General features: G+C 47.7%; 11 protein-coding genes and 1 tRNA gene. 8 read left to right on the top strand and 4 right to left on the bottom strand.

From position 1 onward, the window contains the following. Positions 1-247: 247 nt before the first annotated feature. Both pflB and pflA read left to right on the top strand, forming a co-directional pair. Positions 248-2,533: a formate C-acetyltransferase gene (pflB, locus tag ACTHTK_RS01510; protein ID WP_107723360.1), complete on the top strand. Its 2,286-nt coding sequence runs from the start codon at positions 248-250 to the stop codon at positions 2,531-2,533. A 139-nt stretch (positions 2,534-2,672) separates the two neighbouring features. Continuing rightward, complete coding sequence (gene pflA, locus ACTHTK_RS01505) at positions 2,673-3,479, top strand: pyruvate formate lyase 1-activating protein (protein ID WP_107723667.1); 807 nt, start codon at positions 2,673-2,675, stop codon at positions 3,477-3,479. 65 nt (positions 3,480-3,544) lie between these two features. On the opposite strand, the gene ACTHTK_RS01500 is transcribed toward pflA, so the two are convergent. Further along, on the bottom strand, positions 3,545-5,257 hold the full coding sequence (locus ACTHTK_RS01500) for a proline--tRNA ligase (RefSeq protein ID WP_107723666.1): 1,713 nt from the start codon (positions 5,255-5,257) through the stop codon (positions 3,545-3,547). Positions 5,258-5,753: 496 nt separating this feature from the next. Here ACTHTK_RS01500 and fghA point away from each other — a divergent pair, with 496 nt between their 5' ends. Continuing rightward, positions 5,754-6,602 (top strand): S-formylglutathione hydrolase, encoded by an 849-nt coding sequence (gene fghA / locus ACTHTK_RS01495; protein ID WP_440378253.1) that lies wholly within the window; start codon positions 5,754-5,756, stop codon positions 6,600-6,602. 95 nt (positions 6,603-6,697) lie between these two features. On the opposite strand, the gene recA is transcribed toward fghA, so the two are convergent. Both recA and aroA read right to left on the bottom strand, forming a co-directional pair. Further along, a complete protein-coding gene (gene recA, locus ACTHTK_RS01490; RefSeq protein WP_440378252.1) occupies positions 6,698-7,744 on the bottom strand; it encodes a recombinase RecA in 1,047 nt (348 codons plus the stop codon). A 147-nt stretch (positions 7,745-7,891) separates the two neighbouring features. Continuing rightward, positions 7,892-9,184: a 3-phosphoshikimate 1-carboxyvinyltransferase gene (gene aroA / locus ACTHTK_RS01485; protein WP_440378251.1), complete on the bottom strand. Its 1,293-nt coding sequence runs from the start codon at positions 9,182-9,184 to the stop codon at positions 7,892-7,894. 293 nt (positions 9,185-9,477) lie between these two features. Here aroA and cysG point away from each other — a divergent pair, with 293 nt between their 5' ends. Next, positions 9,478-10,875 (top strand): siroheme synthase CysG, encoded by a 1,398-nt coding sequence (gene cysG, locus ACTHTK_RS01480; protein WP_107723357.1) that lies wholly within the window; start codon positions 9,478-9,480, stop codon positions 10,873-10,875. Between the two features lie 52 nt (positions 10,876-10,927). On the opposite strand, the gene ACTHTK_RS01475 is transcribed toward cysG, so the two are convergent. Continuing rightward, positions 10,928-11,533, bottom strand: coding sequence for a CoA pyrophosphatase (locus tag ACTHTK_RS01475; protein ID WP_107723356.1), 606 nt, complete (start codon positions 11,531-11,533; stop codon positions 10,928-10,930). A 175-nt stretch (positions 11,534-11,708) separates the two neighbouring features. Between ACTHTK_RS01475 and ACTHTK_RS01470 the strand changes: the two genes are divergently transcribed. From ACTHTK_RS01470 to ACTHTK_RS01455, 4 genes are all read left to right on the top strand, one after another. Beyond that, the gene (locus tag ACTHTK_RS01470) at positions 11,709-13,571 is read left to right on the top strand and encodes a tetratricopeptide repeat protein (RefSeq protein WP_107723355.1); all 1,863 of its coding nucleotides are present in this window, start codon (positions 11,709-11,711) and stop codon (positions 13,569-13,571) included. A gap of 56 nt (positions 13,572-13,627) precedes the next feature. Then, a complete protein-coding gene (gene lolB, locus ACTHTK_RS01465) occupies positions 13,628-14,212 on the top strand; it encodes a lipoprotein insertase outer membrane protein LolB (protein WP_107723354.1) in 585 nt (194 codons plus the stop codon). Between the two features lie 8 nt (positions 14,213-14,220). Continuing rightward, complete coding sequence (ispE, locus tag ACTHTK_RS01460; RefSeq protein WP_199903859.1) at positions 14,221-15,069, top strand: 4-(cytidine 5'-diphospho)-2-C-methyl-D-erythritol kinase; 849 nt, start codon at positions 14,221-14,223, stop codon at positions 15,067-15,069. A 5-nt stretch (positions 15,070-15,074) separates the two neighbouring features. Next, positions 15,075-15,150: transfer RNA gene (locus ACTHTK_RS01455), tRNA-Gln, on the top strand. The last annotated feature ends 1 nt before the right edge of the window (position 15,151 follow it).

Raw genomic sequence — 15,151 nt, 5'->3', positions numbered from 1 at the left:
GCAATAAAAATTCAGCCCTGAAGAACACCTGTCTTCAGGGCTGAATTTTGTATTTTACGCTGTTTTTAAGTACGAATGTTTGGAAAGTGAGATGTAGTGCTAAGTAACAATTATTCTCATTGACGTAAATCAAGAAAAACCAAATCTGTAATTTTATTTCATAAAAACCCCTGTAAATAAATGGGTATTGATGTTATCCTTTCAGAAAATTTACAGTCTATATTTTCAATAAAATTAGGAGCTTGATATGTCAAATGATGTTCAGCAACGTCCAGCCGCTTGGGAAGGTTTTGTCGGTGGCAACTGGGAAACCAACGTAGATGTCCGCGATTTTATTCAAAAAAACTACATGCCATATGAAGGCGATGCCTCTTTCTTGGCACCAGCAACCGAAGCCACAACCAAACTGTGGGCGGAAGTGATGGAAGGCATCAAGGTTGAAAACCGTACGCATGAGCCGTATAAAATCGACGCGCAAATCGTATCCGGTATTACCAGCCATGCTCCAGGCTATATCGACAAAGATTTGGAAACCATCGTCGGCCTGCAAACAGACGAGCCTTTGAAACGCTCTATCATGCCGTTTGGCGGTTTGAAAATGGTACAAGATGCGTGCAAAGTGTACAACGTTGAATTGAATCCTGAAGTCAGCGAAATTTTCACCAAATATCGCAAAACCCACAACCAAGGCGTATTTGACGTTTATACGCCCGACATCCGCCGCTGCCGTAAATCAGGTGTGATTACCGGCCTGCCGGATGCTTATGGCCGCGGCCGTATTATCGGCGACTACCGTCGTGTTGCATTGTACGGTATCGACTTCTTGATGAAAGACAAACTCAACCAGTTCAACTCACTGCAAGCCGATTTGGAAAACGGTGTGGACTTGGAAGAAGTGATCCGCCGTCGTGAAGAAATCAACGAACAATACAAAGCCTTGGGTCAAATGAAAGAAATGGCGGCTTCTTACGGCTACGACATTTCCGGCCCTGCAAAAAATGCACAAGAAGCCATCCAATGGACTTACTTTGCCTACCTCGCTGCCGTTAAATCTCAAAACGGCGCAGCGATGTCCTTCGGCCGTGTATCTTCATTCTTGGATATTTACATCGAACGCGACCTGAAAAACGGTGTGATTACCGAAACCCAAGCGCAAGAATTCATTGACCACTTGGTGATGAAACTGCGTATGGTCCGTTTCCTGCGTACGCCGGAATACGACCAACTCTTCTCCGGCGACCCGATTTGGGCAACCGAATCTATCGGCGGTATGGGTTTGGACGGCCGTACCTTGGTAACACGCACCAACTTCCGCGTGCTGCATACCCTGTACAACATGGGCCCGTCTCCTGAGCCAAACATCACTGTATTGTGGTCAGAACAACTGCCGCAAGGCTTTAAAGAATTCTGCGCCAAAGTATCCATCGATACTTCGTCCATCCAATACGAAAACGACGATTTGATGCGCCCTGACTTCAATAGCGACGACTACGCCATTGCCTGCTGCGTCAGCCCGATGGTGGTCGGCAAACAAATGCAGTTCTTCGGCGCACGTGCTAACTTGGCTAAAACTCTGCTGTACGCAATCAACGGCGGCGTGGACGAGAAATCTAAAGAGCAAGTTGGTCCGAAAACCGAGCCGATTATGGACGAAGTTTTGGACTACGACACTGTCTTTGAGCGCATGGACAAATTCATGGATTGGTTGGCAACCCAATACGTTACCGCGCTGAACATCATTCACTACATGCACGACAAATACAGCTACGAAGCTGCATTGATGGCATTGCATGACCGTGATGTGATCCGTACGATGGCATGTGGTATCGCCGGTCTGTCTGTGGCTGCCGACTCTTTGTCTGCCATTAAATACGCCAAAGTAAAACCGATTCGTGATGAAAATGGCATTGCCGTTGACTTCGAAATCGAAGGCGAATACCCACAATTTGGTAACAACGACGACCGCGTTGACGATATCGCCTGCGATTTGGTTGAACGCTTCATGAAAAAAGTGGCAACCCACAAAACTTACCGCAACGCCACTCCGACTCAGTCCGTACTGACTATTACCTCCAACGTTGTTTACGGTAAGAAAACCGGTAATACTCCAGACGGCCGCCGTGCAGGCGCTCCGTTTGGTCCGGGTGCAAATCCGATGCACGGCCGTGACGTCAACGGTGCAGTCGCTTCATTGACTTCCGTAGCCAAACTGCCATTTGAGTTTGCAAAAGACGGTATTTCTTATACCTTCTCCATTATTCCTGGCGCGTTGGGTAAAGACGAGCATTCTCGCGAACGCAACCTTGCCGGTTTGATGGACGGTTATTTTCACCATGAAGACGGTATTTTGGAAGGTGGTCAACACTTGAACGTCAACGTTTTGAATCGCGAGACTTTGGAAGATGCGATGCACAATCCGGAGAAATATCCGCAGTTGACCATTCGTGTGTCCGGTTATGCGGTTCGCTTCAACTCGTTGACCCGCGAACAACAGCTTGACGTGATTACCCGTACGTTCACAGAAACCATGTAATCCGGGTGGCGAAACAAACCAGAAGTTAAATTTGCATTTGGTTTGTTTTGAAACAAAGCTCCAAGGCCGTCTGAAATGTTCAGACGGCCTTTATTATCGTACAATTCACATCAGCAAAATTATTTTTGAGCCGAACATTATGTCCACGACTTTTGCCATCACTCCCGAGCCGGAACTGAAAAACCTTGGCCACCGTCACTATAACGGCAAAGGCATTATTCATTCGATTGAATCTTGCGGCGCTGTCGATGGTCCGGGTTTGCGCTACGTGCTCTTTTTGCAAGGTTGCCTGATGCGTTGTCTTTATTGCCATAATCGCGACACATGGGATCTCCATACCGAGCAGGCGCAGGAATTAGACGTGGCAACTGTGATGAAGCAGGTCATGACCTATCGTCATTATCTGCGTGCGACAGGCGGAGGCGTAACGGCAACAGGCGGCGAGCCGTTATTGCAATATGAGTTTGTACGCGATTGGTTTACGGCCTGTCGGGAACACGATATTCATACCTGTCTCGACAGCAATGGCTATGCTTTGCACTATGATTCGATTTTGGATGATTTGCTCGATCATACCAATTTGGTCATGCTCGACTTAAAACAAATCGATCCTGAAATTCATAAAGTGCTTGTCGGTATCCCTAATACCAAAACGCTGAAATTCGCGCGCTATCTTGCCGAACGCAATCAGCCGACGCGGATTCGTTATGTGGTTGTTCCAGGCTATACCGATGATGAGCGTTCAGCGCATTTATTGGGCGAGTTTATCGGTGATATGGATAATGTCGAAATGGTCGAGCTTTTGCCGTATCACGAATTGGGCGCACATAAATGGGCTTTGTGCGGCGATGAATACAAGTTAAAAGGGGTACATCCGCCGCCTAAAGAAACCATTTTGAAAATCAAAGAAATATTAGAGAGCTACGGAAAAAACATTATTTATTAAAACAGAAAAAGGCCGTCTGAAACGAAATAATCAGTTTCAGACGGCCTTTTCATTATTGAAAAGACTTAAGCGTTCAATGCGGCCAAAACCTTGGCGACAACTTCTGATACCGCAACGGCTTGAGCCTGATTGTCACGGCGCTCGGCATATTCGACATTGCCTTCTTTCAATGCGCGATCGCCGATCACGATGCGGTGAGGAATACCCAACAGCTCAGAGTCATTCAGCAATACGCCCGCACGTTCATCGCGGTCATCCAACAATACATCCGCACCGGCAGCCAAAAGCTCGGCATAGATTTTGTCAGCGGCTTCGCGCACGGCGTCTGATTTTTTGTAGTTCATCGGCACGATAACGACTTCAAACGGCGCCATTGCTTTGGTCCAAACAATGCCTTTTTCGTCGTTGTTTTGTTCGATGGCGGCGGCCACAACGCGGGTAATACCGATACCGTAGCAGCCCATTTCCATGATTTGGGATTTGCCGTTATTGTCCAAGAAGCTGACATTCATGGCTTGGGTATATTTGTCGCGCAATTGGAAGACATGGCCGACTTCAATACCGCGCGCCAGTTTCAGACGGCCTTGTTCGTCGGGGCTGATATCGCCTTCGATGACATTACGCAAATCGACAAATTCAGGCTCGTCAGCATCTCGGCCGAAGTTGAAGCCGGTATAGTGGTAGTCGTCTTCGTTCGCGCCGATAACCCAATCTGCGCCTTTTTCGGTAGCGAAATCCGCATAGACTTTACCGTTGAAGCTGACAGGGCCGAGAGAGCCACCGTTTGCGCCGAACTGTTCAATAATCGCGGCAGGGCTTGCCATGGTCAGTGGTGATTTCACGCCGGCCAGTTTTTCTGCCTTAATATCGTTAAATTCATGGTCGCCACGCAACAGCAACAGAACAAGTTCGCCTTCGTTTTCGCCTTCGACCACGATGGATTTAAGGGTTTGTTCAACCGGAATATTGAGGAATTCAACCAAAGACTCAATGGTTTTGACGTTTGGCGTATGTACTTTGGTCAACTCGGCCTGAGCAGCGGCGCGTTCGCCTTTAAGCGGCAAAGTCGGCGCCAGCTCGATATTGGCGGCGTAATCGGAAGTGTCGCTATATGCAATAACGTCTTCGCCGCTTTCAGCCAATACTTGGAATTCGTGAGAGCCGGTACCGCCGATGCTGCCGGTATCCGCGGCAACAGGACGGAATTCTAAACCCAAACGGGTGAAGATACGGCAATAAGCGTCGTACATATCTTGATAGGTCGTCTGAAGCGAGGCATAGTCGGCATGGAAGGAGTAAGCATCTTTCATGACGAACTCGCGCGCGCGCATCACACCGAAGCGCGGACGTACTTCATCGCGGAATTTGGTTTGGATGTGGTAAAAGTTTTTTGGCAGTTGTTTGTAGCTGTTGACTTCTTTGCGCACGATGTCGGCAATGACTTCTTCGCAAGTCGGACCCATACAGAAATCGCGGTCATGACGGTCTTTCAGGCGCAGCAGTTCTTTACCATAAAATTCCCAGCGACCGGATTCCTGCCACAGTTCGGCAGGTTGTACCACCGGCATCAGCAGCTCCACGCTACCCGCGCGAGCCATTTCTTCACGCACGATATTTTCAACTTTGCGCAATACACGCAGACCCATTGGCATCCAAGTGTAAAGACCGGATGCGTTGGCTTTGATCAAGCCGGCACGAATCATCAGCTTGTGGCTGGCAAGTGCGGCTTCGGCAGGGGCTTCTTTAAGGGTAGAAATGAAGAACTGGGAGGCTTTCATGGCGTATTTTTCTTTCTTAAAAATAAGTGCGTATTGTAACTCAAAATGTATGGCCGCGTGTCTTTTGAATGGCACCTGATAAAATCGGCCGTTGTTTTACGCAGCTTTCGATTCGGGGTGATTTTTAGGGATGTCAACCCTAATTTATGCACAAAGCCGCATAACCTTGTTTTACCTATAAATTTTCACTGTATGATTATAGTAAAATCTTATAAATATAACTACTTGATTTTATTATGTTTTATTTGATTAAATTTTAGTCAATTTAAGACTTGGTTTGTTCCTAAAGAAAATTTTACGATTACCCAAAGCTTATCAACAGATTTATCCACAGAGATTGTGTATAGATTTTAAATGCTGTCGGCGTAATGATTTCGCATGATTGGCAAGCCTTGTTTAAAGCAGATTGGGTTGACTTAAAAGGATGGGGCAACAACACGATGGGTAGGTTTTGCGCTAACATTCTGCTTAGTGTTGCTTCCCTACAAGGAATAAAATGAAAAATTCAGAATTGCATTTGCTGGAACGCAGAAAGATGTTTAACGGGCATCAGGAACGGTACCGCCATTTTTCTCAAACCTGCCGGACGGATATGGTATTTGATGTCTATCTGCCGCCACAAGTCTTAAAAGGCTATCCTGCACCTGTTTTATATTTTCTTTCCGGCTTAAATAGTGATGGTTCTGAATTGGTTCGGCAAAGCGGAATCCAACGTTTTGCGGCACAATGGAATATTATTGTGGTTTTTCCGGATACCTCGCCACGCGGTCAGCATGTTGCCGACAGTGAAGAGCATTATCTTGGACAGGGCGCCGGATTTTATATTAACGCAACTGAAGCACCTTGGGCGCAGCATTATCAAATGGAAAGCTATATCAGCCAAGAATTGCCTGATTTGATCAAGCATCATTTTCCGGTAACGAAAGAGCGCAGCATTGCAGGTTTCAGCATGGGTGGGCATGGTGCGCTGCATTTGGCTTTGAGGCATCCCGGCCGATATGCTGCGGTTTCCGCTTTTGCGCCTTTATGTCATCCTATCGATACGGAAGGCGGCAGGCAGGCATTTTCAGTTTATTTGGGGCAAAACGTAGAAACATGGAAATACTATGACAGTATAGAACTGCTTCAAACGGCCTCGCATAAATTGCCTGTTTTGATTGATGTCGGCAGTGAAGATGCTTTGTATCCTGAAGTCCTGCAACCGGAAGGGTTCATCCGCTCAGCACGCGAAAAAGGTTTCAATATCCAATATAAAGTACGCCCGGGCTATGGGCATGATTATTTCTTTATTGCCAGCTTTATCGATTCGCATATCGAGTTTCACGCCCAAGCATTGGGGCTTTAAGCAGTATTGAATAAAAGGCCGTCTGAAATCCGATTAATGGTCGGATTTCAGAAGGCCTTTATTTGGTCTTTTTTGACCTTTAATTTCAAACAGGCTTATTCCTCAGGACGTTCGCCGTCGGTATCGTCCAATTTGCCTTCGGTTATATCGACATTGATACCGACTGCCGCACGGATTTTGGCATCGATTTCGTTGGCAATATCAGGATTTTCTTTCAGCCAAATGCGTACATTATCTTTACCTTGGCCGATTTTTGCACCGTTGTAGCTGTACCATGCACCGGATTTCTCAACGATGTCATGTTTAACGCCCAAGTCGATCAATTCGCCTTCCCAGCTGATGCCTTCGCCGTAAAGAATATCGAATTCGGCTTGACGGAACGGAGGCGCAACTTTGTTTTTGATGACTTTGACTTTGGTTTCGTTACCAATGACGTCATCGCCTTTTTTAATCTGACCGGTACGGCGGATGTCGAGGCGGACGGAGGCGTAGAATTTGAGTGCGTTACCGCCGGTTGTGGTTTCAGGGCTGCCGAACATCACGCCGATTTTCATACGGATTTGGTTAATGAAAACAACCAATGTATTAGTGCGTTTGATGTGACCGGTCAGTTTGCGCAGGGCTTGGCTCATCAGGCGGGCTTGCAGGCCGACGTGGCTGTCGCCCATTTCGCCTTCAATCTCGGCTTTAGGCACAAGTGCGGCTACGGAGTCGACAACGACCATATCGATACCGCCGGAGCGTACCAAGGTATCGCAGATTTCCAATGCCTGTTCGCCGGTGTCAGGCTGGGAGAGATAGAGTTCTTCGACTTTTACGCCGAGTTTGCGGGCGTAAATCGGGTCAAAAGCATGCTCGGCATCAATGAATGCGCAGATGCCGCCATTTTTTTGGCATTGGGCAATGGCTTCGAGACAGAGTGTGGTTTTACCGGAGGATTCCGGGCCGAAAATTTCAACCACGCGGCCGCGGGGCAGACCGCCGACGCCGAGTGCCAAGTCCACGCCGAGGGAGCCGGTGGAAATAACATCAAGGTTTTCTTCCTGTTGGCTGCCGTCCATTTTCATGATGGAGCCTTTGCCGAAGTTTTTTTCGATTTGGGCAAGGGCTGCGGCTAAGGCTTTGCTTTTTTCGTCTGACATGTTTTCTCTCCGAAAGGAAATATGAATCGCTAAGAATTTATTTAGCTATTATCGCACAAATTAAGAAAAAGTATAGTTTTATTTTTATTTTTCAGACGGCCTGTGTTTTTTGTATGCAACAGGCCGTCTGAAATGTTGAATAATCAATCAGTTGGTCAATGATGCAAAAACTTGGAAATAGTCGGGGAAAGTTTTATGTGTACATTTCGGGTCGTTGATGATGACGGGGACGCCCAAAAGCGAAACCAGCGAGAAACACATGGCCATGCGGTGGTCGTCGTAAGTATCGATGACGGCATCGGGGGTAAGCGTTTCGGGCAGCGTAATATGGATGGCTTCGGCTTCTTCGACGACTTCTGCGCCCAGTTTGCGCAGTTCGGTTGCCATGGCGGCGATACGGTCGGTTTCTTTGACGCGCCATGAGCCGATATTGCGCAGGGTGCAGGGTTGCTTAGTGGTCAGTGCGATGATGGCCAGAGTCATGGCCGCGTCTGGAATATGGTTGGCATCCAAATCAAAAGCCTGAACCTTGCGCTCCGAAGGACGGGAAATTTCTACAAAATTTTCTCCCCAAATGACATCTGCACCGATTTTCTCCAATTCGCGTGCGAAGGCAACGTCGCCTTGAATGCTGTGTGCGCCGATACCGGTTACGCGGATGGGTGTACCTGCAATCAGGCCTGCACCCAAGAAGTAAGACGCGCTGGAGGCATCGCCTTCTACATATAAATGCTCGGGCGCATGATATTTGGTACCGGCCGGGATTTTAAATACACGGTAGTCTTCATTGATGATGTTCACACCGAACTGCGCCATCAGCTTGAGCGTGATGTCGATATAAGGTTTGGAAATCAACTCGCCTACCATGTGGATTTCAAATGCTTGTCCGGTCAAGGGCAAAGCCATCAGCAGGGCGGTCAGGAATTGGCTGGAAACATTGCCTTTAATCGGAATAATGCGCTCGCCGTTGTCTTGGCGTTTGCCGATTTGAAGCGGCGGATAGTTTTCATTCCCCAGATATTGTACGTCCGCTCCGGCAATACGCAACGCGTCGACCAAATCGCCGATAGGGCGTTCGTGCATACGCGGTACGCCATGCAGATGATAGTCGCCGCCCAAAACGGCAAGTGCGGCAGTCAAGGGACGGAATGCCGTACCGGCATTGCCTAAAAACAAATCGGCGGATTGGTTGGGAAAGCGGCCGCCGGCGCCATGAACTTTCAGACGGCCTTCAGGTAAAGATTCAATTTGCACGCCGAGTTTGTCGAGTGCTTCAAGCATTCGGTCGGTATCGTCGGATTTGAGCAAAGAATGGATTTCGCAAACGTTGTCGGAGAGTGCCGCCAAGAGCAGCGTGCGGTTGCTGATGCTTTTGGAACCGGGCAGGGCAACGGTGGAAGGCTTGAGTGTGGAAGCGGGCAGGCGGATGGATTCGGTCATTGGTTAGGATTTCAAATTGTAGACAAAACGATATTATACGCAGGCAAAGGCCGTCTGAAAAATGAAGAAGGCGCAATTTATTTGTGAAAAAATGAATTTTTATATTGTTGCACTATCTCCTAATCGTTTATTTTGAAATTTTCTGCTTCTGTTTTGTGTTTGCCGCTATAACTTATTTTGTTGTGGCAGGTATATAACCAAACACCATAAGAAAATCAGAAACCATTCTTTCCTATTTTTTCAGACGGCCTTTAATATCGGCGGACAATCATTGATAAAGCAAGAACACGACCATGAGCCATTATCCTTTGTTTGCCGATTTGAGAGACCGTCCTGTTTTACTGGCAGGTGCGGGTAAGGTTGCCGAGCGCAAGGCGGAAAGCCTGTTATCTGCCGGAGCGCGCGTGCGCGTTGTTGCGGAAACTCTGAATCCGCAGTTTCAGCAATGGGCGGCTGAAGGGAAAATAGTTTGGCTGGGCGGCTTGTTTGAAGAAGCCATGTTGGACGAGGTGTATTTTGTTATTGCGGCGACGGATGACGACGTGTTTAACCACAGTGTTTTTGAAGCGGCGGAACGACGGGCAAAATTGTGTAATACGGTGGATACGGCGGACTTGTGTTCGTTTATCGTACCTGCCGTGGTGGATAGGGGACCGTTGAAGATCGCCATATCCAGCGGCGGTACTGCGCCTGTATTGGCGCGTAAATGGCGGCAGATTATTGAGACATTGATTCCGCTGCATACGGGCACGATGGCGCGTATTGCCGGCAAATGGCGCACAAAGGTTAAGCAAGCGCTGAATAATGTCGAACAACGCCGTTATTTTTGGGAGAAGTTGTTCGACAGCCGTTTCAGTATTTTTGCAGCTCAAAACAATATCGAGGCGGCGGAACGTGAATTGATCACGCAGTTAAACCGGGAAACGCCGTTTGGCGGCGAAGTGGTTTTGGTGGGGGCAGGGCCGGGAGATCCGGGCTTGCTGACCATACATGCTTTGCAGGCGATTCAGGCTGCGGATACCGTGTTTTACGATGCTTTGGTGTCGGATGAAATTTTGGCGATGGTACGCAAAGATGCGGTGAAAATCAGCGTGGGTAAACGCGCCGGTGCGCACCATGTCCAGCAGGAAGAAACCAACCGTCTATTGGTTGAGCACGCTCAAAAAGGCGAGCGCGTGGTAAGGTTGAAAGGCGGCGATCCTTTTGTGTTCGGACGTGGTGGGGAGGAAGTGCAAACCCTGCATCAAGCTGGAATCGCTTACCGCATTGTGCCGGGTATTACTGCTGCACTTGGAGCTACTGCTTATGCCGGTATTCCGTTAACCCATCGCGATTGTGCACAAAGTGCTTTATTTGTAACCGGCCACAGCAAACACGAGGGCAATCAGCCTGATTGGCAGACTTTGGCTTTAAGCCGTCAAACGCTGGTAATCTATATGGGCACACTTAAAGCGGCTGAGATTGCGGAAAAACTGATGGCTTATGGCAGGCAGCCTTCTACACCTGTTGCCGTGATTTCCAATGGGACTTTACCGAATCAAACCGTGCGGACAGGCCGTCTGAAAGATTTGGGCTTGCTGGCTGCCGAAGCAGATCGTCCAGCTTTAATGGTGATTGGCGAAGTGGTTGCCCTGCGCAATGAGATGAAATGGTTCGGAGAAGGTGTCGAATATTTCGAAGAAGCCGCATAAAGAAAATTGATTAAATCAGGCCGTCTAAACATTGGTTTCAGACGGCCTTGCCTTATTTAAAAGCTTGGCAATATTGCTGATAACGTTCTGCCAGTCCATATAGGATGATTGCTGTCAGCCCCCAGATGTCGTAGTGTCGGAAAGGCAGGGCGGGGAGGGCGAGGGTTTGATTGTTGTGATGAAGCTGACGGAATGTGTAGTTTTGCAGGTTTAAGGCGAAATCCAAAGGCAGATAAAAAATTTCAGCTACTTCGTCGGGATTGGCTTTTGGGTTGACGGACTGGGTGCAAATTGCCGGAACAGGCGTAACACGGTAGCCGGAAGGCGTGTCATAAAAGGGTAGCGGCGCAAAAGTCTGCCATGCGGTAATCGGAATGGCGGTTTCTTCATAAGCTTCTCTTAACGCCGTTGCCGTTAGGCTGTCGTCTTGGGTATCTTTGCGGCCACCGGCAAAGGCGATTTGTCCAGTGTGTTGCCTTAAGGTCTCGGCCCTTTTGGTCAGTAAAATTTGCCACGCTCCTTCATACAAGACAATGCCGACCAAAACGGCAGCTTCTTTGACCGTGTGGGCGGTAAATAATTGATTGCGCTCTGCTTGCATACGGCTGCTGAAGCGTGAAGCTTGAGTTAGGAAGTGGATAAGGTGGTCGGTATTCATTTTTGGCACTGATCGTTTTATGCAGATGAGGATTACACAAGGTTTACGGTTACCGTGTCAACAAAATAGGGTGCGTGTGTTACAGTTATGCCTGAATGATAAATAAAGCTTTGCATCTGTTCTGCAAGTGCTTAGGCCGTCTGAAAATGCCGGCAGGTTCTCAAAAAGGATAGTTATGTTGTTTTCCCCATCCCGTATTCAAGTAGCAGCTGCGGCTGTCATGATGTTGTTCGCTGCACAAACTTTTGCCGCGCCCGGCGATTCAAAGGTTGTTTTTGAATCGGCTAAGATTATCAAAAAGAAAAGCCGTGCCGACCGTTTTTCTCCCGAAGAGCGTGAGCAGGAGCGGATACGTCTGTTGGGTATACAAAACCGCACCTCGCAGGTTTTCACTTTGTTAAATTCAGAACTGGCTCTGCAAAAGGGTGATGCCGCCTCTGCACTGTTTACTTATATTTTGACGTTGCATCGCACTAAATCTCCCGAAGTGGCCGAACGCGCTTTGGAGATGGCGGTTTCTTTAAACGCATTTGAACAGGCTGAGGCCATTTACCAAAAATGGCGCGAAATCGAGCCGGAGCCTGGTGAAACACAAAAGCGCATGACTTGGTTGCGCAATTTGCTGCTGGGCAAAGCCGATAAGAACTTGAGCGGATTGGACAAGGTGATTGCCGGCGGTAGTGAAGACGAGCAAAAGCGCGTGTTCCTGCTTTTGGCACAAACCGCAGCCCAACAGCCGAATCTGACCAGCGATGCGGTCAAGCAAGTACATAAAACAGCATTGAATTATAAAGACTTTCCAGAAGCGGCGATTGCGGATGCAATTTTTAGTGCAAAAGACGGTCAAAAGAAACACGCCATTGCGGCATTGCAGCGATTGGCCAAGTTGGACAACGAAATTCTGCCGCCGACTTTTGTTACCCTGCGTCTGATGGCGCAACGGCATCCTGATATTCTGGACGGCTTTTTCAAAGAGACAGACACCAAAACCTTATCTCCGATTTGGCAGGAATTGGATATCGCCAATTTGATCGCCCATGGCCAAAATGATAAGGCTTTTAAGCGTTTGCAGACTTTGTTGGAAGAAAATCCAAACCCTGATTTGTATATTCAGGCCGCCTTATTGTCCGCCAGCAAGACGGAAAATATTTCTGCGGTAAACAGTTATCTGGAAAAGGCTTATAAAGCCGGTACGGAAGAGCAGCGCAGCCGTGCGGCGTTGATTGGCGCGATTTCTTATAATGATGCCGAGGATTTTGCCAAAGCCAAACAATGGCTGGCCAAGGTCACGGCTACGGCTTATACGTTTGATAAAACCATTTTGGCCGCCTCCATCGAAGCCAAACAGGGCAACCATAAAGAGGCTTGGGCTTTGGTGCAACGCGCACAAAAAATGCCCGAGCAAAGAGGACGTTATTTTGAAGCCAGTGATTTGTTGAATACGGCTTTGTTCGTATTGTCTAAAAATACCAATCTTCAAGAATCGTTGAATGCTTTAAATAGCTTGGTAAGTTCTACCGAAAAATCCTTGAAAACCCAAGCTTCTCCTGAGCTGCTTGCCAATGTACTGTATCAACGTTCGATGGTTTATGAGAAGCTGAATCAGCCAGGCAAGGCGATTGCCGATTTACGCCGTGTGGTAGAGCTGTATCCGGATAATCCGCACGGTTGGAATGCTTTGGGCTATACCTTGTTGTCAAGCGGCAAGGATTTGGACGAGGCATTCAAAATGGTTCAGACGGCCTATCAAATGGAGCCGGAAAGCGCAGCCATTAATGATAGTGTAGGCTGGGCTTATTATCTTAAAGGCGATGCACAAACAGCTTTGCCGTATATCCAATATGCCTATGAAAAAGAACCTGAAGCCGAAGTTGCCGCGCATTTGGGCGAAGTCCTATGGACACTTGGCGACCAAAACAAGGCCAAAGAAATCTGGAATGACGGTTTGAAACGCGGAAGCAATCTCCGAGTATTAAAAGAGACAATGTCCAAATTCGGTATAACGCCCAGCAAACCGCATACTCAAAAACACAAATAAAACTCAAAGGCCGTCTGAAAAGTGTTTGATTTCAGACGGCCTATGAAGGAATATCCATGAATTTAAAACAAATATCATCGGTTGCAGCCTTATTGCTTTTAGCCGCTTGTGCGCAGCCAAACTTTCCTCAGCAAAACAGTTGGCAAGCAGCAGAGCAGGTGCAGGATTTTAGTGCGGATGGCCGATTGGCTGTCAAAGTGGAAGGAAAAGGCTCTTATGCCAATTTCAACTGGACTTATCAGAACGCGGTTCAAACCATTGATGTGAATACACCGTTGGGCAATACCGTAGGCCAGCTGTGTCAAGACAGCGAAGGCGTATTGGCAGTAGACAGTAAGGGTAAGGTTTATCAGGCGGAAACGGCTGAGGAATTGAGCAGACAGCTTTTGGGCTTTGCTTTGCCGGTTCAATATTTGCATATTTGGGCAGATGGTAAACGCGTTGCCAATGCGCCATACAAAATTCTGCCTGATGGCCGTCTGGAGCAGTTTGACTGGACGATATCGCGTACTTTAAATAGTTCAGGACAGCCCAAAACGCTTCAACTTGAGAATGCCAAGTTTAATATCCGCTTGGTGTTCGATACAGTAAACCACTCTTTGGATAAGAATGGACAAACCCGATGCGCAGCACGCAAATAGAGGATGTCATGTCTGTTTCAGAGGAAATCCAAGCCTTTCCTGCGCCGGCTAAATTAAATTTGGATTTGAGGATTACCGGCCGCAGGAGCGACGGTTATCATAATTTGGAAAGTATTTTCTGTTTGATCGGTTTATATGATACCGTTCATCTGAAAATGCGTACCGATGGGCAAATTATTCTGCATACGCCGGTCGAAGGACTTGAGCCCGAACAGGACTTGACTTATCGGGCGGCTAAATTATTACTACCATATGCAAGCGTACCGAACGGCGTTGAAATCTGGTTGGATAAAGTGATTCCGACCGGCGGAGGTTTAGGCGGCGGCAGCTCCGATGCAGCCACAGTCTTAATGGTTTTAAACCAATGGTGGCAATGCGGTTTGAGCAGGCAGCAACTGATTGATTTAGGTGTAAGTCTTGGTGCGGATGTTCCTTTTTTTATTTTTGGAAGAAGTGCTTTTGCCAAAGGCGTAGGCGAGAAGCTGGCTGAAATAGATGTCCCTAAACAATGGTATGTTATCGTTAAGCCCCCCGTTCATGTGGCAACAGCTAAAATTTTTGCGCATGAAGGCTTGACACGGGATTCCAAACCCAGCATAATGCCGACTTTCCAATCGTTACAGCCGTTTCAAAATGATATGCAGGCGGTTGTGTTTCAGGAATATCCTGAAGTTTGGAAGGCTTATATTGAGTTATCCCAATATGGTCATGCATTAATGACTGGTTCCGGGGCTTGTTTGTTTATAGCAAGTAAATCTCATCAAAAAGCACATACAATTTACCAACAGGTTTCTCAATCATATGAAGCTTATTGTGTGGAAGGATTAGATGTTCATCCGCTGTATCATATGATTTAGTAAGTTGGGGAGTCGTCAAGCGGTTAAGACACTGGATTTTGATTCCAGCATGCGAAGGTTCGAATCCTTCCTCCCCAGCCAA

It is taken from the genome of Neisseria sp. P0006.S009 (genome assembly GCF_051962915.1).
In the GTDB taxonomy this organism is placed as follows: Bacteria; Pseudomonadota; Gammaproteobacteria; order Burkholderiales; family Neisseriaceae; genus Neisseria; species Neisseria subflava_E.
The sequence above is the reverse complement of the archived record's forward strand: the minus strand, read 5'-3'. Positions and strand labels throughout refer to the sequence as shown.